The organism is Pseudomonas sp. 29 (genome assembly GCF_002754355.1).
Lineage (GTDB): Bacteria > Pseudomonadota > Gammaproteobacteria > Pseudomonadales > Pseudomonadaceae > Aquipseudomonas > Aquipseudomonas neuropathica.
Map to the genome: position 1 here is coordinate 4,215,301 of NZ_PEEY01000001.1, position 21,113 is coordinate 4,236,413.

The 21,113-nt window shown below is 58.7% G+C and carries 17 protein-coding genes; 16 read left to right on the forward strand and 1 reads right to left on the reverse strand.

Annotated elements, in window-relative coordinates; genetic code table 11:
• The first annotated feature begins 15 nt into the window (after positions 1-15).
• From rseP to ispD, 16 genes are all read left to right on the forward strand, one after another.
• Positions 16-1,368, forward strand: a complete 1,353-nt coding sequence (rseP, locus tag CLU80_RS19435; protein ID WP_093436586.1) for a sigma E protease regulator RseP — start codon at positions 16-18, stop codon at positions 1,366-1,368.
• A gap of 74 nt (positions 1,369-1,442) precedes the next feature.
• Positions 1,443-3,818: an outer membrane protein assembly factor BamA gene (gene bamA / locus CLU80_RS19440; RefSeq protein ID WP_093436583.1), complete on the forward strand. Its 2,376-nt coding sequence runs from the start codon at positions 1,443-1,445 to the stop codon at positions 3,816-3,818.
• Positions 3,819-3,863: 45 nt separating this feature from the next.
• Positions 3,864-4,367 (forward strand): OmpH/Skp family outer membrane protein, encoded by a 504-nt coding sequence (locus CLU80_RS19445; protein ID WP_007908849.1) that lies wholly within the window; start codon positions 3,864-3,866, stop codon positions 4,365-4,367.
• A 3-nt stretch (positions 4,368-4,370) separates the two neighbouring features.
• Positions 4,371-5,426: a UDP-3-O-(3-hydroxymyristoyl)glucosamine N-acyltransferase gene (gene lpxD / locus CLU80_RS19450; protein ID WP_099758127.1), complete on the forward strand. Its 1,056-nt coding sequence runs from the start codon at positions 4,371-4,373 to the stop codon at positions 5,424-5,426.
• A 106-nt stretch (positions 5,427-5,532) separates the two neighbouring features.
• Positions 5,533-5,973, forward strand: coding sequence for a 3-hydroxyacyl-ACP dehydratase FabZ (gene fabZ / locus CLU80_RS19455; RefSeq protein ID WP_003222142.1), 441 nt, complete (start codon positions 5,533-5,535; stop codon positions 5,971-5,973).
• Positions 5,970-6,746: an acyl-ACP--UDP-N-acetylglucosamine O-acyltransferase gene (lpxA, locus tag CLU80_RS19460; RefSeq protein WP_038357910.1), complete on the forward strand. Its 777-nt coding sequence runs from the start codon at positions 5,970-5,972 to the stop codon at positions 6,744-6,746. The genes fabZ and lpxA overlap by 4 nt, the downstream gene beginning before the upstream one ends.
• 2 nt (positions 6,747-6,748) lie before the next feature.
• A complete protein-coding gene (gene lpxB, locus CLU80_RS19465) occupies positions 6,749-7,879 on the forward strand; it encodes a lipid-A-disaccharide synthase (RefSeq protein WP_099758128.1) in 1,131 nt (376 codons plus the stop codon).
• Positions 7,880-7,890: 11 nt separating this feature from the next.
• Positions 7,891-8,517: a ribonuclease HII gene (gene rnhB, locus CLU80_RS19470; RefSeq protein WP_093436573.1), complete on the forward strand. Its 627-nt coding sequence runs from the start codon at positions 7,891-7,893 to the stop codon at positions 8,515-8,517.
• A gap of 76 nt (positions 8,518-8,593) precedes the next feature.
• A complete protein-coding gene (dnaE, locus tag CLU80_RS19475; RefSeq protein ID WP_038357916.1) occupies positions 8,594-12,115 on the forward strand; it encodes a DNA polymerase III subunit alpha in 3,522 nt (1,173 codons plus the stop codon).
• 139 nt (positions 12,116-12,254) lie between these two features.
• On the forward strand, positions 12,255-13,202 hold the full coding sequence (locus CLU80_RS19480) for an acetyl-CoA carboxylase carboxyltransferase subunit alpha (RefSeq protein WP_038357918.1): 948 nt from the start codon (positions 12,255-12,257) through the stop codon (positions 13,200-13,202).
• Between the two features lie 147 nt (positions 13,203-13,349).
• On the forward strand, positions 13,350-14,678 hold the full coding sequence (gene tilS, locus CLU80_RS19485; protein ID WP_099758129.1) for a tRNA lysidine(34) synthetase TilS: 1,329 nt from the start codon (positions 13,350-13,352) through the stop codon (positions 14,676-14,678).
• Positions 14,679-14,952: 274 nt separating this feature from the next.
• Entirely contained in the window at positions 14,953-16,584 is a 1,632-nt protein-coding gene (gene pyrG / locus CLU80_RS19490; RefSeq protein ID WP_093436570.1) for a CTP synthase, read from the forward strand.
• 5 nt (positions 16,585-16,589) lie between these two features.
• Positions 16,590-17,435, forward strand: coding sequence for a 3-deoxy-8-phosphooctulonate synthase (gene kdsA / locus CLU80_RS19495; RefSeq protein ID WP_016985082.1), 846 nt, complete (start codon positions 16,590-16,592; stop codon positions 17,433-17,435).
• Positions 17,436-17,592: 157 nt separating this feature from the next.
• A complete protein-coding gene (gene eno / locus CLU80_RS19500; RefSeq protein ID WP_093436567.1) occupies positions 17,593-18,882 on the forward strand; it encodes a phosphopyruvate hydratase in 1,290 nt (429 codons plus the stop codon).
• 171 nt (positions 18,883-19,053) lie between these two features.
• Positions 19,054-19,332: a cell division protein FtsB gene (gene ftsB / locus CLU80_RS19505; RefSeq protein WP_007908838.1), complete on the forward strand. Its 279-nt coding sequence runs from the start codon at positions 19,054-19,056 to the stop codon at positions 19,330-19,332.
• The gene (gene ispD / locus CLU80_RS19510) at positions 19,329-20,036 is read left to right on the forward strand and encodes a 2-C-methyl-D-erythritol 4-phosphate cytidylyltransferase (RefSeq protein WP_093436564.1); all 708 of its coding nucleotides are present in this window, start codon (positions 19,329-19,331) and stop codon (positions 20,034-20,036) included. Before ftsB ends, ispD begins: the two co-directional genes overlap by 4 nt.
• Positions 20,037-20,179: 143 nt before the next feature.
• Here ispD and CLU80_RS19515 read toward each other — a convergent pair whose 3' ends face one another.
• Positions 20,180-21,076: a LysR family transcriptional regulator gene (locus tag CLU80_RS19515; RefSeq protein ID WP_093436561.1), complete on the reverse strand. Its 897-nt coding sequence runs from the start codon at positions 21,074-21,076 to the stop codon at positions 20,180-20,182.
• Positions 21,077-21,113: the final 37 nt, after the last annotated feature.

Genomic DNA, 21,113 nt, shown 5'->3' on the forward strand with positions numbered 1-21,113 from the left:
TTGCGGAGAAAGTAGATGAGCGCGCTCTATATGATTGCCGGCACCCTGATCGCCTTGGGTGTGCTGGTCACCTTTCACGAATTCGGCCATTTCTGGGTCGCGCGTCGCTGTGGCGTCAAGGTTCTGCGCTTTTCCGTAGGCTTCGGCATGCCGTTGCTGCGCTGGCATGACAAGCAAGGCACCGAATTTGTAATCGCGGCGATACCGTTGGGTGGCTACGTCAAGATGCTCGATGAGCGCGAAGGCGAAGTGCCAGTCGATCAGCTTGACCAGTCATTCAACCGCAAATCCGTGCGTCAGCGTATCGCCATTGTTGCCGCCGGCCCGATTGCCAACTTCCTGTTGGCGTTGGTGTTCTTTTGGGTATTGGCCATGCTCGGCAGCGAGCAGATTCGCCCGGTCATTGGTGCAGTTGAATCCGGCAGTATCGCCGCCACTGCCGGTTTGAACGCTGGTCAGGAAATTGTTGCTGTCGATGGTGAGCCGACTACCGGTTGGGCTGCCGTCAATCTGCAATTGGTCCGGCGCCTTGGTGAAAGCGGTTCCCTGCAGTTGCTGGTGCGCGAACAGGGCACGACTGTCGATTCGCCGCGTGAGCTGAAGCTGGATAACTGGCTCAAAGGCGCAGATGAGCCGGATCCGATCCGCTCCCTGGGGATTCGCCCGTGGCGCCCGGCCTTGCCGCCGGTACTCGCCGAACTTGACCCGAAAGGTCCGGCCCAGGCGGCCGGCTTGAAGACTGGCGATCGTCTGTTGGCGCTCGACGGTCAGGCGTTGAATGACTGGCAGCAAGTGGTTGATACGGTACGTACGCGTCCTGATACCAAAATCATGCTGCGTATCGAGCGCGACAATGCTCAAATCGACGTCCCTGTGACCCTGGCAGCGCGCGGTGAAAGCAAATCGCCCAGCGGATATCTGGGGGCGGGCGTAAAAGCTGTCGACTGGCCACCGGAGATGATCCGCGAGGTCAGTTACGGGCCGTTGGCTGCAATTGGCGAGGGTGCCCGTCGCACTTGGACCATGAGCATTCTGACGCTCGATTCACTGAAGAAAATGCTGTTCGGCGAGCTCTCGGTAAAAAACTTGAGTGGACCGATAACCATTGCTAAAGTGGCGGGCGCTTCTGCCCAGTCGGGCGTCGCTGATTTCCTGAATTTCCTTGCTTATCTGAGTATTAGCCTGGGCGTTCTGAATTTGCTGCCCATTCCTGTACTGGATGGGGGGCATTTGTTGTTTTATCTGATCGAGTGGGCGCGTGGTCGTCCCTTGTCGGATCGGGTGCAAGGTTGGGGGATACAGATCGGTATCAGTTTGGTGGTCGGGGTGATGTTGCTTGCTCTGGTCAACGATCTGGGTCGTCTGTAACGCTTCGCTGAATTGCGAATCTGCCGCATTTTGCGGCAGTTTGTTTATTGCCAGTTGGAATAAGAAAGGACTTCATGAAACGTCTGCTGCTAACTGCGGTTCTCACCGTATTGATGATCGCCGAAGTTCACGCCGAGTCCTTCACTATCTCTGATATTCGCGTCAATGGCCTCCAGCGGGTCTCCGCGGGTAGCGTCTTTGGTGCCTTGCCGTTGAACGTCGGTGAGCAGGCGGATGATCGTCGCCTGGTGGAATCCACTCGTGCGTTGTTCAAAACCGGTTTCTTTCAAGATATCCAGCTGGGCCGCGAAGGCAACGTTCTGGTAATCACGGTCGTTGAACGCCCGTCGGTCGCCAGTATCGAGATCGAAGGCAACAAGGCGATCTCCACTGAAGACTTGATGAAAGGTCTCAAACAGTCCGGTCTGGCCGAAGGCGAGATCTTCCAGCGTGCCACCCTTGAGGGTGTGCGTAACGAACTGCAACGTCAGTACGTCGCGCAAGGTCGCTACTCGGCTACCGTTGATACCGAAGTGGTATCGCAGCCGCGTAACCGCGTGGGCCTGAAGGTGAAGATCAACGAAGGCACCGTTGCGGCCATTCAGCACATCAACGTGGTAGGCAACACGGTTTTCCCCGAGGAAGACCTGACCGACCTGTTCGAGCTGAAAACCACCAACTGGCTGTCGTTCTTCAAGAACGATGACAAGTACGCCCGTGAAAAACTGTCCGGTGACCTGGAGCGTCTGCGTTCCTACTACCTGGACCGTGGCTATATCAACATGGATATCGCTTCGACCCAGGTGTCCATCACCCCGGACAAGAAGCACGTCTACATCACTGTCAACGTCACTGAGGGCGAGAAGTACACCGTTCGTGACGTCAAGCTCAGTGGTGATCTGAAAGTCCCTGAAGATCAGGTCAAGTCCCTGCTGTTGGTGCAGAAGGGGCAGGTGTTCTCGCGCAAGCTGATGACTACCACATCCGAGCTGATCACCCGTCGTCTGGGTAACGAGGGTTACACCTTCGCCAACGTCAACGGCGTACCTCAGCCACACGATGATGATCACACTGTAGACATCCTGTTCGCTGTTGATCCGGGCAAGCGTGCCTACGTCAACCGCATCAACTTCCGTGGCAACACCAAGTCCGAAGACGAAGTGCTGCGTCGTGAAATGCGTCAGATGGAAGGCGGCTGGGCTTCGACTTACCTGATCGACCAGTCTAAAACCCGTCTTGAGCGTCTGGGCTTCTTTAAAGAAGTCAACGTTGAAACCCCGGCTGTTCCGGGTGTCGACGATCAGGTTGACGTGAACTACGCCGTCGAAGAACAGGCTTCCGGTTCGATTACCGCCAGCGTCGGTTTCGCCCAGAGTGCCGGTCTCATCCTTGGTGGTTCGATCACCCAGAACAACTTCCTCGGTACCGGTAACCGCGTCAGCGTTGGCCTGACCCGAAGCGAATACCAGAGCCGCTACAACTTCGGCTACGTTGACCCGTACTGGACCGCCGATGGCGTCAGCCTGGGTTACAACGCGTTCTATCGCACCACTGACTACAAAGACCTCGACGTCGACGTAGCAAGCTATGCGGTAGACAGCCTGGGTGCCGGCGTGAACGTTGGTTACCCGATCAGCGAAACTTCGCGTCTGACCTTCGGCCTGTCCGCTCAACAAGACACGATCAAGACCGGTACCTATACCGTTGACGAAATTTTCGACTTCGTTAACAAGGAAGGCGACAAGTACCTGAACTTCAAGGCGTCGGCCGGCTGGTCCGAATCGACCCTGAACAAAGGCGTGTTGCCGACCCGTGGCCGTTCCCAGAGCCTGACTCTGGAATCCACCATTCCTGGCAGTGACCTGTCGTTCTACAAACTTGATTACCGCGGTCAGCTGTTCCAGCCGATCAGCGAGAACTACACCCTGCGTCTGCACACCGAATTGGGTTATGGCGACGGTTACGGTTCGACCGACGGCTTGCCGTTCTATGAAAACTACTATGCTGGTGGTTTCAACTCGGTTCGTGGCTTCAAGGACAGTACCCTCGGCCCGCGCAGTACGCCGAGCCGTGGTACCAACCCGGGCACGCTGGCTGACCCGGACCAGGATCCACTGCCGTTCGGTGGTAACGTCCTGATCCAGGGTGGTGTCGAGGTTCTGTTCCCGCTGCCATTCGTAAAAGACCAGCGTTCCCTGCGCACTTCGGTATTCTGGGATGTGGGTAACGTATTTGACTCGCAGTGCAAGGACACTACCAATGCGAATGGCTCGACGTCGAACACCAAGTGTAACGACATCAGCCTGAGCAACATGGCCAGTTCCGTGGGTGTTGGCGTGACCTGGGTCACCGCACTGGGTCCTCTGAGCTTCGCGCTGGCCATGCCGGTCAAGAAGCCGGATGACGCTGATACTCAAGTGTTCCAATTCTCCCTCGGCCAGACGTTCTAAGCGTCTGACCCAAGATAACGACAATGGATTTTGTAGGAGTGCATCGTGCGTAAGTTGACTCAATTGGTTCTCCTGGCCTCCTTGATGGTGGCAGGCCCGGCATTTGCCGACATGAAAATTGCCGTTCTGAACTATCAGATGGCCTTGCTGGAATCCGACGCGGCGAAGAAATACGCCGTTGATGCCGAGAAGAAGTTCGGTCCGCAACTGACCAAGCTGAAGACGCTGGAAAGCAGCGCCAAGGGCATTCAGGACCGTCTGATGGCCGGTGGCGACAAAATGCAGCAAGGTGAGCGCGAGCGTCTGGAGCTGGAATTCAAGCAAAAGGCCCGTGACTTCCAGTTCCAGTCCAAGGAACTGAACGAAGCCAAAGCCGTTGCCGACCGCGAAATGCTCAAGCAACTGAAGCCGAAACTGGATAGCGCAGTGGAAGAAGTCATCAAGAAAGGTGGTTTTGACCTGGTGTTCGAGCGTGGCGCAGTGATCGATGTCAAGCCTCAGTACGACATCACGCGCCAGGTAATCGAGCGCATGAATCAGCTGAAGTAACCCATGACCGTGACTATCAAGCTCGGCCAGTTGGCCGAGTTCCTCGGCGCCACCCTGCGTGGCGACCCTGAGAAGCAAATTACTGGGCTAGCCACTTTGCAAGAGGCTGGCCCAGCTCAGTTGAGCTTTCTGGCAAATCCTCAATATCGCAAATACCTGACGGGCTCGCAGGCGGCAGCACTGTTGCTCAAAGAGGCCGACGCCGAAGGTTTTGCCGGTAATGCGTTGGTGGTGCCTGATCCTTACCTGGCGTACGCGCGCATCTCCCACCTGTTCGATCCGAAGCCAAAAGCCTCTGCGGGTATCCATCCGTCAGCGGTGATTGCGCCGGACGCGGTGGTTGATCCAAGCGCCAGCATCGGCCCCTTTGTGGTGATCGAAGCCGGTGCGCGAATTGGCGCGCAGGTGACACTGGGCGCACATTGCGTTGTTGGTGCCCGCAGCGAAATCGGTGAAGGCGGCTGGCTCGCCCCACGCGTGACGCTGTATCACGATGTGCGTATCGGCAAGCGTGTGGTGATCCAGTCCGGTGCCGTGCTTGGTGGTGAAGGCTTCGGCTTCGCCAACGAAAAAGGTATCTGGCAGAAGATCGCCCAGATCGGTGGCGTGACCATCGGCGACGATGTCGAGATTGGCGTGAATACCGCCATCGACCGCGGCGCGCTGGCCGATACCGTCATTGGCAATGGCGTGAAGCTCGACAACCAGATCCAGATCGCCCACAACGTTCAGGTCGGTGATCACACTGCTATGGCGGCCTGCGTCGGGATCTCCGGCAGCACCAAAATCGGCAAGCATTGCATGCTGGCCGGCGGTGTTGGCCTGGTGGGCCATATTGATATTTGCGACAACGTTTTCCTGACCGGGATGACCATGGTGACTCACTCGATTACCGAGCCGGGTGCCTATTCTTCCGGCACAGCCATGCAACCGGCGGCCGAATGGCGCAAAAGCGCGGCCCGCATCCGTCAGCTCGATGACATCGCGCGACGTTTGAAACAGCTGGAAAAGCGCGTAGGGGAAGTGACCCCTGACGGCAATGCTTCATCAGATGGCTGATACCATTTCCATATCAAGTGTGCACAGCCTCTAGACTGCCTCCTTGATTTGCTAGAGGAGTGCGCGTCAGTCGCGCTCCCAATCTTTACATAGGCTTCCCCCCGAAATGATGGACATCAACGAGATTCGCGAATACCTGCCTCACCGTTACCCGTTCCTGCTGGTGGATCGGGTGGTGGAACTGGACACTGAAGGCAAGCGCATTCGCGCCTACAAGAATGTCAGCATCAATGAGCCGTTCTTCAATGGTCACTTCCCGGCGCACCCGATCATGCCGGGCGTGCTGATCATCGAAGCGATGGCTCAGGCTGCCGGGATCCTCGGTTTCAAAATGCTTGATGTGAAGCCTGCCGACGGCACGCTGTATTACTTCGTCGGTTCCGACAAGCTGCGCTTCCGCCAGCCAGTATTGCCGGGCGACCAGTTGATCCTCGAAGCCAAGTTCATCAGCTGCAAGCGTCAGATCTGGAAGTTCGAATGCCAGGCTTCGGTCGATGGCAAGCCGGTCTGCTCGGCTGAAATCATCTGTGCGGAACGCAAGCTATGAGTTTGATTGACCCTCGCGCAATCATCGATCCGTCGGCCGTTCTGGCTGATGGCGTCGAGGTCGGCCCGTGGTCGATCATCGGCGCAGGTGTGGAAATCGGCGAGGGTACCGTGATCGGGCCGCATGTAATCCTCAAAGGCCCGACCCGCATCGGCAAGCACAATCGCATCTACCAGTTTTCCTCGGTAGGCGAAGACACGCCTGATCTGAAGTACAAGGGTGAAGAAACCCGCTTGGTGATCGGTGACCACAACGTCATCCGTGAAGGCGTGACCATTCACCGTGGCACCGTGCAAGACCGTTCGGAAACCACGCTGGGCGATCACAACCTGATCATGGCTTATGCCCACATCGGGCATGACAGCGTCATCGGCAATCACTGCATTCTGGTCAACAACACCGCGTTGGCCGGACATGTGCACGTGGATGACTGGGCGATCCTTTCCGGATTCACCTTGGTTCACCAGTATTGCCACATCGGCGCTCACAGCTTTTCCGGTATGGGCACTGCGATCGGCAAGGACGTTCCTGCGTTCGTCACCGTGTTCGGCAACCCTGCCGAAGCGCGCAGCATGAACTTCGAAGGCATGCGCCGTCGCGGTTTCAGCGAAGACGCGATTCATACCCTGCGTCGCGCTTACAAAACCGTCTATCGCCAAGGTCTGACGGTTGAGCAGGCGCTGGCCGAACTGGCTGAACCTGCTGCGCAATACCCGGAAGTTGCGATATTCCGCGACTCCATCCAGTCGTCGACTCGCGGCATCACGCGCTGATCATGGCCAATCTGCGTATTGCGCTGGTGGCGGGTGAAGCTTCCGGTGACATTCTCGGTGCCGGCCTCATGCGCGCGCTCAAGGCTCAGCATCCGGCGGTCGATTTCATCGGCGTCGGTGGCCCGTTGATGCAGGCTGAAGGCCTGACTTCCTACTTTCCCATGGAGCGCTTGTCGGTCATGGGCCTGGTGGAAGTCCTCGGTCGTTTGCGCGAATTGCTCAAGCGCCGCAAAGACCTGATCGCGACGCTGATCGCCGAGAAGCCGGATGTGTTCATCGGCATCGACGCGCCGGACTTCAACCTCAATATCGAACTCAAGCTGCGTCAGGCCGGGATCAAGACCGTGCATTACGTCAGCCCGTCGGTGTGGGCGTGGCGGCAGAAGCGTGTGCTGAAGATTCGCGAAGGCTGCGACCTGATGCTGACGCTGCTGCCGTTCGAAGCAAAATTTTACGAAGAAAAGGGCGTGCCGGTGCGGTTCGTCGGCCACACGCTGGCCGATACCATTCCGCTGGAAGCTGATCGCGCTGCGGCGCGTGCCGAGCTGGGCCTGCCCGACGGCCCGCTGGTGGCGTTGATGCCCGGCAGTCGCGGCGGCGAAGTCTCCCGTCTGGGCGCGCTGTTCCTCGACACCGCCGAACGTCTGCGTGCGATGCACCCGGGTTTGCGCTTTGTCATCCCGTGCGCCAACCCTGAACGCCGCGCGCAACTTGAAGAGCTGCTCGCCGGGCGTGATCTGCCGGTGACCTTGCTCGACGGCAAATCCCATCTGGCCCTGGCAGCGTGCAATGCCGTGTTGATTGCCTCCGGCACCGCGACCCTCGAAGCGCTGTTGTACAAGCGGCCGATGGTGGTGGCGTACCGCTTGGCGCCGTTGACGTTCTGGATTCTCAAACGCATGGTCAAGAGCCCGTACGTGTCCTTGCCTAACCTGCTGGCCCAGCGCCTGCTGGTCCCGGAATTGTTGCAGGATGATGCGACAGTCGACGCGTTGGCACAGACCCTGTCGCCACTGATCGAAGGTGGCGAAGAACAGACCCGTGGTTTCGACGAGATCCACCGCACGTTGCGGCTGGATGCCTCCAATCAGGCGGCGGACGCCGTCCTTAACCTGATCGGTCAAACGCGATGAGCAAGACAAGCATGCAGATGGGCCTGGATTTCACCCTGGTCGCCGAAGTTGAAGAGCTGGTGGCCGGCGTTGATGAAGTCGGTCGTGGCCCGTTGTGCGGTGCGGTGGTGACGGCGGCGGTGATCCTCGATCCGAACCGGCCGATCCTCGGTCTCAACGACTCGAAGAAACTCACTGAGGCCAAGCGCGAAAAGCTTTACGACGAAATCATCGAAAAGTCCTTGAGCTGGTGTATTGCGCGCGCCGAAGTGGAAGAAATCGACGAGCTGAACATCTTGCACGCGACCATGCTGGCCATGCAGCGCGCGGTGGCCGGCCTGCACATTCAGCCGAAACTGGCGATGATCGACGGCAACCGCTGCCCGCAACTGCCGATGCGTGCCGAAGCGGTGGTGCAGGGCGACGGCAAGGTTCCAGCCATCGCTGCCGCGTCGATTCTGGCCAAAGTCAGTCGCGACCGCGAAATGGCGGCATTCGAATTGATCTATCCGGGTTATGGCATCGGCGGCCATAAAGGCTACCCGACGCCCGTTCATCTGGAAGCCTTGTCGCGTCTTGGCCCGACGCCGATTCACCGGCGCTCGTTCGCCCCGGTGCGTCTGGCTTACGAAGCGCTGGAAGGTCTGACGCAGGTTTAGTCGCAAGGCTGATGTTTTGTTCGAGGCCCGGTACAATCCGGGCCTTGTTGTCTCTATGTAACTGGACAGGATCACTATGCCGGCTTCATTCGTTCATCTACGCCTGCACACTGAATACTCCCTGGTCGACGGGCTGGTGCGGATCAAGCCGCTGGTCAAGGCACTGACGGCCATGAACATGCCGGCGGTCGCGGTCACCGACCAGAACAACATGTGTTCCCTGGTCAAATTCTACAAAAACACCATGGGCGCGGGCATCAAGCCGATCTGCGGCGCCGACCTGTGGCTGTCGAACAAGGACCCGGACGCACCGCTGAGCCGGCTCAGCCTGTTGGTGATGAACGCCAAGGGCTATCGCAACCTCACCGAGTTGATCTCGCGCGGCTTCATCGAAGGCCAGCGCAACGGAATGATCATCGTCGAGCGCGAGTGGGTTGCTGAAGCCAACGAAGGCCTGATCATGCTGTCCGCCGCCAAAGAAGGCGAGATCGGCATGGCCATGATCGGCGGCAACCCGGCTGAAGCTGAAGCCTTGGCGCGCGAATGGATGGCGGTATTCCCGGATCGTTTCTATCTGGAAATCCAGCGCACCAATCGCCCTAACGATGAAGAACAGCTGCACGGTGCCGTCGCACTCGCCGACAAGCTCGGCGCGCCGCTGGTGGCGACCAACGATGTGCGTTTCATCAAGCAGGAAGACTTCGCCGCCCACGAAACCCGCGTGTGCATCGGTGAGGGCCGTGCCCTCGACGATCCGCGGCGCTCGAAGAATTACAGCGATCAGCAATACCTGAAAAGCGCCGAGGAAATGATCGAGCTGTTCAGCGATATTCCCGACGCCATCGAAAACACCGTCGAGATCGCCAAGCGCTGCAACATCGAAGTGAAGCTGGGCACTCACTTCCTGCCCAACTTCCCGATCCCCGATGGCATGACCATCGACGAGTATTTCCGCAAAGTCTCCTTCGACGGTCTGGAAGAACGCTTGTCGGTGCTGCTGCCCAAGGACACCACCGAAGACTACGAAGCCAAGCGTCAGGTCTACGTCGACCGGCTGAATTTCGAGCTGGATATCATTATCCAGATGGGTTTCCCCGGTTACTTCCTGATCGTGATGGACTTTATCCAGTGGGCCAAGAACAACGGCGTGCCGGTAGGTCCGGGCCGTGGGTCGGGTGCCGGTTCGTTGGTGGCTTATGTACAGAAGATCACCGACCTCGATCCGCTGGAATACGACCTGCTGTTCGAACGATTCCTTAACCCGGAACGGGTCTCCATGCCCGACTTCGACGTCGACTTCTGCATGGACGGTCGCGACCGCGTTATCGATTATGTGGCCGAAAAATACGGCCGCAACGCGGTAAGCCAGATCATCACTTTCGGTTCCATGGCCGCAAAAGCGGTGGTGCGTGACGTAGCGCGGGTGCAGGGTAAGTCCTACGGCCTGGCGGATCGTCTGTCGAAGATGATTCCGTTCGAAGTCGGCATGACCCTGGAGAAAGCCTACGAGCAGGAAGAAATCCTCCGTGACTTCATCAAGGTTGATGAAGAAGCTGCGGAAATCTGGGAAATGGCGCGCAAGCTCGAAGGCGTTGTGCGTAACGTTGGTAAACACGCCGGTGGTGTGGTTATTGCGCCGACCAAACTGACGGACTTCTCGCCAATCTATTGCGATGAAGCCGGTGACGGTCTGGTGACCCAGTTCGACAAGGACGACGTTGAAGCGGCTGGTCTGGTGAAGTTCGACTTCCTCGGTCTGCGGACCCTGACGATCATCGACTGGGCGCTGAAAACCATTAACCGCGACCGCGCCAAGGTCAACGAGCCGCCGCTGGATATCGCGTTTATCCCGCTGGACGACAAACCGACCTACTCGTTGTTGCAGAAAGCTGAAACCACCGCGGTGTTCCAGCTTGAATCGCGCGGCATGAAAGAGCTGATCAAAAAGCTCAAGCCCGACTGCCTGGAAGACCTGATCGCACTGGTGGCCCTGTTCCGTCCGGGCCCGCTGCAGTCCGGCATGGTGGACGACTTCATCAACCGTAAGCACGGCCGCGCCGAACTGGCCTACCCGCACTCGGATTACCAGTACGAAGGGTTGAAGCCTGTTCTGGCACCGACTTACGGCATCATCCTGTATCAGGAACAGGTGATGCAGATTGCTCAGGTCATGGCCGGTTACACCCTCGGCGGTGCGGACATGCTCCGTCGGGCGATGGGTAAGAAAAAACCCGAGGAAATGGCCAAGCAGCGCGGCGGTTTCATTGAAGGTTGCGCGACCAACAACATCGACGCCGACCTTGCCGGTAACATTTTCGACCTGGTAGAAAAGTTCGCCGGTTACGGCTTCAACAAATCCCACTCCGCCGCCTACGGCCTGGTCTCGTACCAGACAGCCTGGCTGAAAGCCCACTACCCGGCGCCGTTCATGGCTGCGGTACTGTCGGCGGACATGCACAACACCGACAAGGTCGTGACCTTGATCGAGGAAGTGCGCACGATGAAGCTGCGCCTCGATGCGCCGGACGTGAACACTTCGGAGTTCAAGTTCACGGTGAACGACGACGGCCGCATCGTTTACGGCCTCGGCGCGATCAAAGGTGTCGGTGAAGGCCCGGTTGAGGCGATCACCGAGGCGCGTCAGGAAGGTCCGTTCAAGGATCTGTTCGACTTCTGCGCGCGGGTCGACCTCAAGCGCATCAACAAACGTACCCTCGACGGCTTGATCCGCAGCGGTGCGCTAGATCGTCTGGGGCCGTACTTCCATGACGAACAGAAGGCTTATCAGGCCAACATCGACCGCAACCGCGCCGTGCTGCTGGCAGCGATGGAAGAGGCGATCAAGGCGGCCGAGCAGACCGCGCGTACCCACGACTCTGGTCACGCCGACCTGTTTGGCGGGCTGTTTGTCGAGGAAGACGCCGACGTGTATGCGTCGCACCGCAAGGCCAAGGAGTTGACGCTTAAGGAGCGCCTCAAAGGTGAGAAAGACACCTTGGGCCTGTACCTGACCGGTCACCCGATCGACGAATACGAAGGCGAGATCCGCCGTTTCGCCCGTCAGCGCATCATCGACCTGAAGCCGGCGCGCGATACGCAAACCGTGGCGGGGATGATCATTGCCCTGCGGGTGATGAAGAACAAGAAGGGCGACAAGATGGGTTTCATCACCCTCGACGACCGTTCGGGGCGGATTGAGGCGTCGCTGTTTGCCGATGCGTTCCATTCTGCGCAGTCGTTGTTGCAGACCGACGCGATGGTGGTGGTCGAAGGCGAAGTCAGCAACGATGACTTCTCCGGTGGCCTGCGCCTGCGGGTCAAGCGGGTGATGAGCATGGAAGACGCGCGCACCAATCTCGCCGAAAGCCTGCGCCTGAAGCTGCAAACCCAGGATCTGAAAGGCGATCAGCTACGCTGGTTGGGGGATTTGCTCAAGCGTCATCGCGGCGCGTGCCCGATCACCATGGAGTACACCAGTCCGGATGCGAAGACCTTGCTGCAGTTCGGCGAGACTTGGCGGATCGATCCGGCGGATGCGTTGATTCAAGCCCTGCGTGACCAGTTCGGGCGAGACAACGTCTTCCTCCAATACCGTTGACCGGCGAGTGCCATCATGGCGCTTGCCCGCAACCTGAATTTTTAATCTCGACCTCAGCGCGCCTCTCCCTTAAGGTAGGGCGCGAATAGACAACCGGCCGGCCCAAGCTCATTTGGGACACGACCCAAGACGGACGCCTATGAACCCGAATTTTCTAGATTTCGAACAGCCGATCGCCGACCTGCAAGCCAAGATCGAAGAGTTGCGCTTGGTCGGTAATGACAATTCGCTGAATATCGGCGATGAGATCTCCCGCCTGCAGGACAAGAGCAAAACGCTGACCGAAGACATCTTCGGCAAGCTGACCAGCTGGCAGATCGCACGCCTGGCGCGTCACCCGAAACGCCCGTACACCCTCGACTACATCGAGCACATCTTCACCGAGTTCGACGAACTGCACGGTGACCGTCACTTCTCTGACGACGCGGCCATCGTTGGCGGTATCGCCCGTCTGGAAGACCAGCCGGTGATGATCATCGGTCACCAGAAGGGTCGTGAAGTCCGTGAGAAGGTGCGCCGTAACTTCGGCATGCCGCGTCCGGAAGGCTACCGCAAGGCTTGCCGTCTGATGGAGATGGCCGAGCGTTTCAAAATGCCGATCCTGACCTTCATCGACACCCCGGGTGCCTATCCTGGCATCGACGCTGAAGAGCGTAACCAGAGCGAAGCGATCGCCTGGAACCTGCGCGTGATGTCGCGCCTGAAGACCCCGATCATCGCCACCGTTATCGGTGAGGGTGGTTCCGGTGGTGCACTGGCCATTGGCGTCTGCGACCAGCTGAACATGCTGCAGTACTCGACCTACGCGGTAATCTCGCCGGAAGGTTGCGCTTCGATTCTGTGGAAAACCGCCGAAAAAGCGCCGGATGCTGCTGAAGCAATGGGCATCACTGCCGAGCGTCTGAAAGGCCTGGGCATTGTCGACAAGGTGATTGGCGAGCCTCTGGGCGGCGCGCACCGTGATCCGGCGGCTGCGGCTGCATCGATCCGTGCCGAGCTGAGCTCGCAACTGGCGATGCTGAAGAAGTTCGATAACGAAGCGTTGCTGAAGCGCCGTTATGATCGACTGATGAGCTACGGTCTCTGATCGAACGCCGATTCAGCTGACAATGCAAAACACTGTGGGAGCGAGCTTGCTCGCGAAGGCGTTATAACAGGCAACGAAAATGTTGAATGTTGAACCGCTTTCGCGAGCAAGCTCGCTCCCACATTGGTTTCGGTGAAGGTGAAAAAAATGAGTCAGCTCTCGATTGATTTGCCTTCCCGGTTATTACTGAGCCTTGAGCCTTGGCGCAACGCCACTCATTGGCGTATTGCATTCTCCGGTGGTCTCGATTCCACTGTTCTGCTGCATCTGCTCGCCTATCTCGCAAAATCCGAATCCCTCCCTCCACTCAGCGCTATTCATATTCACCACGGCCTCCAGGCTGCGGCTGACGCGTGGCCGCAGCATTGCCAGTCCGTGTGTGATGCGCTGGGAGTGCCGTTGCTGATCGAGCATGTGACGGTGCAACCAGGCGCGAGTCTGGAGCGGGCGGCGCGGGATGCGCGTTACGCCGTGTTCAGTGCGCTGACCCAAGCTAATGAGGCGTTAATCACTGGTCAGCACCGTGATGATCAGGCGGAAACACTGCTGTTCCGGCTGCTGCGTGGAGCGGGAGTGCGCGGATTGTCGGGAATGCCGCAGCAAAGGCCAGTGGGGCAGGGCATGTTGATTCGCCCGTTGCTGGATGTCACTCGAGCCGAGCTGGAACGTTACGCACAGGCTCACTCGTTAAGCTGGATCGAAGACCCGTCAAATCAGGATCGACAGTTCTCGCGCAATTACCTGCGCCATCAGGTTATGCCGGTGCTGAGCGAGCGCTGGCCGCAAGCGCAGGCGAACATGGCCCGCAGCGCCGCGCATCTGCGTGAAGCCCAAGGGTTGCTGGATGAATTGGCGCAGATCGATCTGACGCAAGCCGCTACCGCTCATGATTTCGAATGGCTGGGATTACCGTCGCTGGAGTTGGCGCCGCTGGCGGCGTTGTCTGCCGCCCGCCAGCGAAACGCCCTCAGTCACTGGCTTGAGCCGCTGACGCGCCTGCCTGACACCGACCATTGGTCGGGTTGGACGGATCTTTGCGATGCCGCTCCTGATGCGTCACCGGTCTGGCGTCTGGCCGATGGCGAGTTGCACCGCAGTGCCGGTCGTCTGTGGTGGCTCAGCGGTCACTGGCTACGCACGCCGATGATCGGCGTCGAGTGGCAGAGCCCGGCGTCAGCGCTACGCTTGGCCGATAACGGACATGTCACGTTCAGCGGGCAGACTCCCGTCGGGCCTTTGCGCATTGCCTATCGTCAGGGCGGTGAAGTCATGCAGCTGGCGGATCGCGGCCACCGTGACCTCAAGCGCCTGCTCAATGAGCGCGCGGTCCCGGGCTTCATGCGTGGCAGATTGCCGCTGCTGTTTCGCGGCGATGAATTGCTCGCGGTGGCGAACCTGCCGGGACTTGATGGTCATGCACAGGACGGCTGGAAATTGCATTGGCTGCCAACAGACGAAGATCAAGGTTTGAGCTGAAAGGAGCATTCCGGTAGACTACGCTCCCTTCTTGATACAACTTCTGTGGATTCGCCTGAATTGCAGGAGTTGCCGATTACCAAGCAGTCTTTGCTGGGCGATTCCAAAAAATGTGTAGCGAGCAACGTACCGGTGTTTCACCTGCCGGTCTGTCCCAACGCGGCGGTTTTTTTGAAAGGTGCACTGTGATTAATGCAGGTGATCGGGGGCTTCGGCCTTCCTTCGCTTTCCCCGGCGGCTCGTACCGCTTTAACGCAGACTTCTAGGGTTTTTCATGACGCGCTACATATTCGTCACGGGCGGTGTTGTTTCTTCATTGGGGAAAGGCATTGCATCGGCTTCATTGGCAGCCATCCTGGAGGCGCGGGGACTTAAGGTCACCATGCTGAAGCTGGATCCGTACATCAACGTCGATCCGGGCACCATGAGCCCGTTCCAGCACGGTGAAGTGTTCGTCACCCACGACGGCGCCGAGACCGACCTGGACCTGGGGCACTACGAGCGGTTCATCCGCACGACCATGACCCAGAACAACAACTTCACCACCGGCCGTGTCTACGAGCACGTGCTGCGCAAAGAGCGCCGTGGTGACTACCTGGGTGCAACCATCCAGGTGATTCCGCACATCACCGACGAAATCAAGCGCCGCATCATCAAGGGTGCCGGTGACGCTGACGTGGCGATGGTTGAAATCGGTGGCACCGTCGGTGACATCGAGTCGCAACCGTTCCTCGAAGCCATCCGTCAACTGCGTTTCGAAGTCGGCGCCAAGCGCGCGATGCTGATGCACCTGACACTGGTGCCGTACATCGCCACCGCTGGCGAGACCAAAACCAAGCCAACCCAGCACTCGGTCAAAGAACTGCGTTCGATCGGCCTGCAGCCAGACGTGCTGGTGTGCCGTTCCGATCACCCGATCGACATCTCGTCGCGTCGCAAGATCGCTCAGTTCACCAACGTTGAAGAACGTGCGGTGATCGCGCTGGAAGACGCCGACACCATCTACAAGATCCCGGGCATCCTGCACTCGCAGGGTCTGGACGATTTCGTCGTTGAGCGTTTCGGCTTGCAATGCGGCAGCGCGGATCTGTCCGAGTGGGACGCCGTGGTTGACGCCAAGCTGAACCCGGAACACGAAGTGACCATCGCCATGGTCGGCAAGTACATGGAGCTGCTGGACGCCTACAAGTCGCTGATCGAAGCGATGAGTCACGCCGGCATCAGCAACCGCACCAAGGTCAACCTGCGTTACATCGATTCCGAAGACATCGAAAACCAGGGCACTGCGCTGCTCGAAGGTGTCGACGCGATCCTCGTACCGGGCGGCTTCGGTCTGCGCGGCGTGGAAGGCAAGATCACTGCCGTTCAGTACGCTCGCGAAAACAAGGTTCCATACCTGGGTATCTGCCTGGGCATGCAAGTGGCGGTCATCGAGTTCGCCCGTAACGTGATGGGCTGGAAAGACGCCAACTCCACCGAGTTCGATCGCGCCAGCGGTCATCCGGTGGTCGGTTTGATCACCGAGTGGGAAGACGCGACCGGTGCCGTTGAAGTACGTACCGAATCGTCCGATCTGGGCGGCACCATGCGCCTTGGCGCTCAGGACTGCCTGCTTGAAGCCGGTTCCAAGGTCCACGACTGCTACGGCAAGGACGTGATCGTCGAGCGTCACCGTCACCGTTACGAAGTGAACAACAACCTGCTGCCACAGCTGATCGAAGCGGGCCTGAAAATCTCCGGTCGCTCCGCTGATGCGGCGCTGGTTGAAGTGGTTGAAGCGGCCGATCACCCATGGTTCGTCGCTTGCCAGTTCCACCCTGAGTTCACCTCGACACCACGTGATGGCCATCCGCTGTTCAGCGGTTTTGTCAAAGCAGCGTTGGCTCAACACCAGAAGAAGGCGTAACCCCGATGGCACAGAAGATCATCCGCGTCGGCGACATCGAAATTGCCAACGACAAACCCATGGTGCTGTTCGGCGGCATGAACGTGCTGGAAAGCCGTGACATGGCCATGCAGGTTTGCGAAGAGTACGTAAAGGTCACCGAAAAACTCGGTATCCCTTACGTGTTCAAGGCCAGTTTCGACAAGGCTAACCGTTCTTCTGTGACCTCTTATCGCGGTCCTGGCCTGGAAGAGGGCATGCGCATCTTCCAGGACATCAAACAAGCCTTTGGCGTGCCGATCATCACCGACGTCCACGAGCCTGATCAGGCTGCGGTCGTCGCAGAGGTCTGCGACATCATTCAACTGCCGGCCTTCCTGTCGCGCCAGACCGATCTGGTCGTCGCGATGGCCAAGACCAATGCAGTGATCAACATCAAGAAAGCCCAGTTCCTCGCGCCTCAGGAAATGAAACACATCCTGAACAAGTGCGTGGAAGCGGGTAACGATCAATTGATCCTCTGCGAGCGTGGTTCGAGCTTCGGCTACAACAACCTCGTGGTCGACATGCTTGGCTTCGGCATCATGAAGCAGTTCGAGTACCCGGTATTCTTCGACGTGACCCATGCGCTGCAAATGCCGGGTGGTCGTGCCGACTCCGCCGGCGGTCGCCGTGCCCAGGTTCTGGATCTGGCCAAGGCGGGCATGAGCCAGTCGTTGGCAGGTCTGTTCCTCGAAGCGCATCCGGATCCGGACAACGCCAAATGCGATGGCCCTTGCGCCTTGCGTCTGGACAAACTGGAGCCATTTCTGGCCCAGCTCAAGGCTTTGGACGAACTGGTGAAGAGTTTTCCGACGGTAGAAACCGCGTAAACCTCAATTCTCCGGTAAAGTACCGCACGATTTGTCGCTCATGCCCTCGGGCATGAGCGTTATCGTCTGCAAGCCTGCCCGCTGCACACCCCTTGCCGACGGTAAAAAGATTTCCTCTAGCTGCGTCGTTTTCGTCAACTTTGGAGTGTTTACAACAATGGCAAAAATCGTCGACATCAAAGGTCGTGAAGTTCTCGACTCCCGTGGCAATCCCACCGTGGAAGCGGACGTGCTTCTCGACAACGGCATCATCGGCAGCGCTTGCGCGCCGTCCGGTGCATCCACTGGCTCGCGTGAAGCACTCGAGCTGCGTGATGGCGACAAGAGCCGTTACCTGGGCAAGGGCGTGCTCAAAGCGGTAGCCAACATCAACGGTCCGATCCGCGATCTGCTGCTGGGCACCGACCCAAGCGACCAGAAAGCCCTGGATCACGCGATGATCAAGCTCGACGGTACCGAAAACAAGGCAACCCTGGGCGCCAACGCCATCCTCGCCGTGTCCCTGGCTGCGGCCAAGGCTGCTGCGCAGGACCAGGACCTGCCGCTGTACGCACACATCGCTAACCTCAACGGTACTCCGGGTGTCTACTCGATGCCGGTGCCGATGATGAACATCATCAACGGTGGCGAGCACGCTGATAACAACGTCGACATCCAGGAATTCATGGTACAGCCGGTTGGCGCCAAGTCTTTCTCGGAAGGTCTGCGCATGGGCACCGAGATTTTCCATCACCTCAAAGCTGTGCTGAAGGCCCGTGGCCTGAGCACTGCCGTTGGCGACGAAGGCGGTTTCGCACCGAACCTGGCCTCCAACGAAGACGCGCTGAAAGTGATCTCCGAAGCAGTGGCCAACGCCGGTTACAAGCTGGGCACCGACGTGACCCTGGCCCTGGACTGCGCGGCCAGCGAATTCTACGAAGACGGCAAGTACAACCTGTCCGGCGAAGGCCAGGTGTTCACCGCTGAAGGTTTCGCCGATTACCTCAAAGGCCTGACCGAACGTTATCCGATCATCTCGATCGAAGACGGTCTGGACGAGTCCGACTGGGCTGGCTGGAAGATCCTCACCGACAAGATCGGCGAGAAGACTCAACTGGTGGGCGACGACTTGTTCGTAACCAACACCAAGATCCTGAAAGAAGGCATCGATAAAAAGATCGCCAACTCGATCCTGATCAAGTTCAACCAGATCGGCACCCTGACCGAAACCCTGGAAGCCATCCAGATGGCCAAGGCTGCCGGTTACACCGCAGTGATCTCGCACCGTTCGGGCGAAACCGAAGATTCGACCATTGCCGACCTGGCTGTGGGCACCTCGGCTGGCCAGATCAAGACCGGTTCCCTGTGCCGTTCCGACCGCGTTTCCAAGTACAACCAACTGCTGCGTATCGAAGAGCAGTTGAATGGCAAGGCCAAGTACAACGGTCGCAGCGAGTTCCGCGGCTAAGTACAAATCGATGGAAGGACACCGGATTGTGTCGAAAAAGTCGTGACAGCGATGGATTTGCCACTAATCTGATGCCTTAACAGCACAAGCCTGGGTCTTCCAGGCTTCGTGCTATCAGATGCTTCAAAGTTTTGGCGTGGCTGTCTTTTTTCACTGGATACCTGATATTCGATGCGCAGTCCTTACTGGTTGTTTCTCGTTTTGCTCTTGCTACTGGCCGGTTTGCAGTACCGCCTGTGGGTGGGCAATGGCAGTCTGGCGCAAGTCGCCGAGCTGAATCAGCAGATAGCTGATCAACACGCCGAGAACGAAGGTTTGCTGGAGCGCAATCGCGTGATGGACGCTGAAGTCAGCGAGTTGAAAAAGGGCATGGAGACCGTTGAAGAGCGGGCTCGTCACGAACTGGGCATGGTCAAGGACGGCGAAACCCTTTACCAGTTGGCCCAATGATCAATTCCCTGCCGGCCTTCTGGGCCGTGATTCCTGCTGCGGGCATTGGTGCCCGAATGGCCGCGGACCGTCCCAAGCAATACCTGCAACTGGGCGGGCGCACAATTCTCGAACACAGCCTCGGCTGTTTCCTCGACCATCCAAGCCTCAAGGGGCTGGTGGTCAGTCTTGCTGTTGATGATCCTTATTGGCCGAACCTGGCGTGCGCGGGCGACTCGCGCATTCAGCGCGTTGAAGGCGGCGCGGAGCGTTCCGGCTCGGTGCTCAATGCTTTGCTGCACCTGCACGCGCAAGGTGCCGACGATGAAGATTGGGTGCTGGTGCACGATGCGGCACGGCCGAATCTGAGTCGCGAAGATCTCGACCAGTTACTCGATGAACTGGCGGATGATCCGGTCGGTGGTTTGCTCGCGGTGCCTGCGCGCGACACGTTGAAGCGGGTCGACAAGCACGGGCGCGTGGTTGAAACCGTGGATCGCAGCGTGATCTGGCAGGCGTACACCCCGCAGATGTTCCGCCTCGGTGCGTTGCATCGGGCGTTGGCCGACAGTCTGGTCGCGGATGCGCTGGTTACCGATGAAGCTTCGGCGATGGAGTGGGCTGGCCTGGCGCCGCGACTGATTGAAGGGCGGGCGGATAACCTCAAGGTGACCCGGCCAGAAGATCTGGAGTGGTTGCGTCAGCGTTGGGCTAACCGCCGCTGATTGCTGTGGCGCCCATTGCGCCGCCTTCGCGAGCAAGCTCGCTCCCACATTTGATTTGCGCCTGACACCAGATTTGCAGTCACTGCAGGTCCACTGTGGGAGCGAGCTTGCTCGCGAAGGCGGACGCATGAGCAACCCATCACTCAGCTTCGATACTCCGGCCGCTCAGCCAATCCTTCCTTGAGAAACTCCACCAACTTGCGCACCTTCGGCGACAAGTGCCGCTGTTGCGGGTACAGCGCCCACACCGCCGTATTTGGTGGCTGATGCGCCTCCAGCAACGAAATTAGCGCGCCGCTGTGCAAATGCTCCAGCACGTAATAATCCGGCAACTGACACAACCCCACCCCCTGTAACGCCGCATCCAGCACCGCTTGCCCGCTGTTGCAGCGCCAGTTGCCCTGCACCCGCTGGGAAAACTCCCGCCCGTTTTGCTCAAGCTGCCAGATGTCCGAGCTGCCAATCAGGCAATTGTGCCGACTCAATTCCGACAGGCTATGCGGGCGACCGTACCGCTCGACGTAGGACGGTGACGCGCACAGATACATTCGGCGTGGCGCCAGGCGTGTCGCGACCAATCGCGAGTCCTGCAAACGACCCAGGCGAATCGCCAGATCCAGACCTTCATGCACCAGATCGAGCTGGCGATTGCTCAATTCGATATCGATGCGCAGCTGTGGATAAAGGCCCATAAATCGCGTCACCAGCGGCACGATAAAACGCTCGCCGTAAGCCACCGCGCAGGTCATGCGCAGCATGCCTTTCGGTTCGCTGGTCAGATCGCCGACGGCACGCAAGGCTTCTTCGCGGCCATCCTGCAAGCGTTGGCAATGTTGCAGGAAGGTCTGCCCAGCCTCAGTCAGCGTCACCCGGCGTGTGCTGCGATAGAGCAGGCGCGTCTGAAGTCTTTCTTCCAGCCGTACGATTTGTCGACTGATGTGCGAGGACGAAACCCCAAGGCGTTCGGCGGCGGCGGTGAACTGGCTGCATTCGGCAACGGCAACAAACTCGTCAATGCCTTCCCAGCGGCTTTCGGACATCGGGATTATCCCTGTATGGCAATAATGTTTTGCTTTT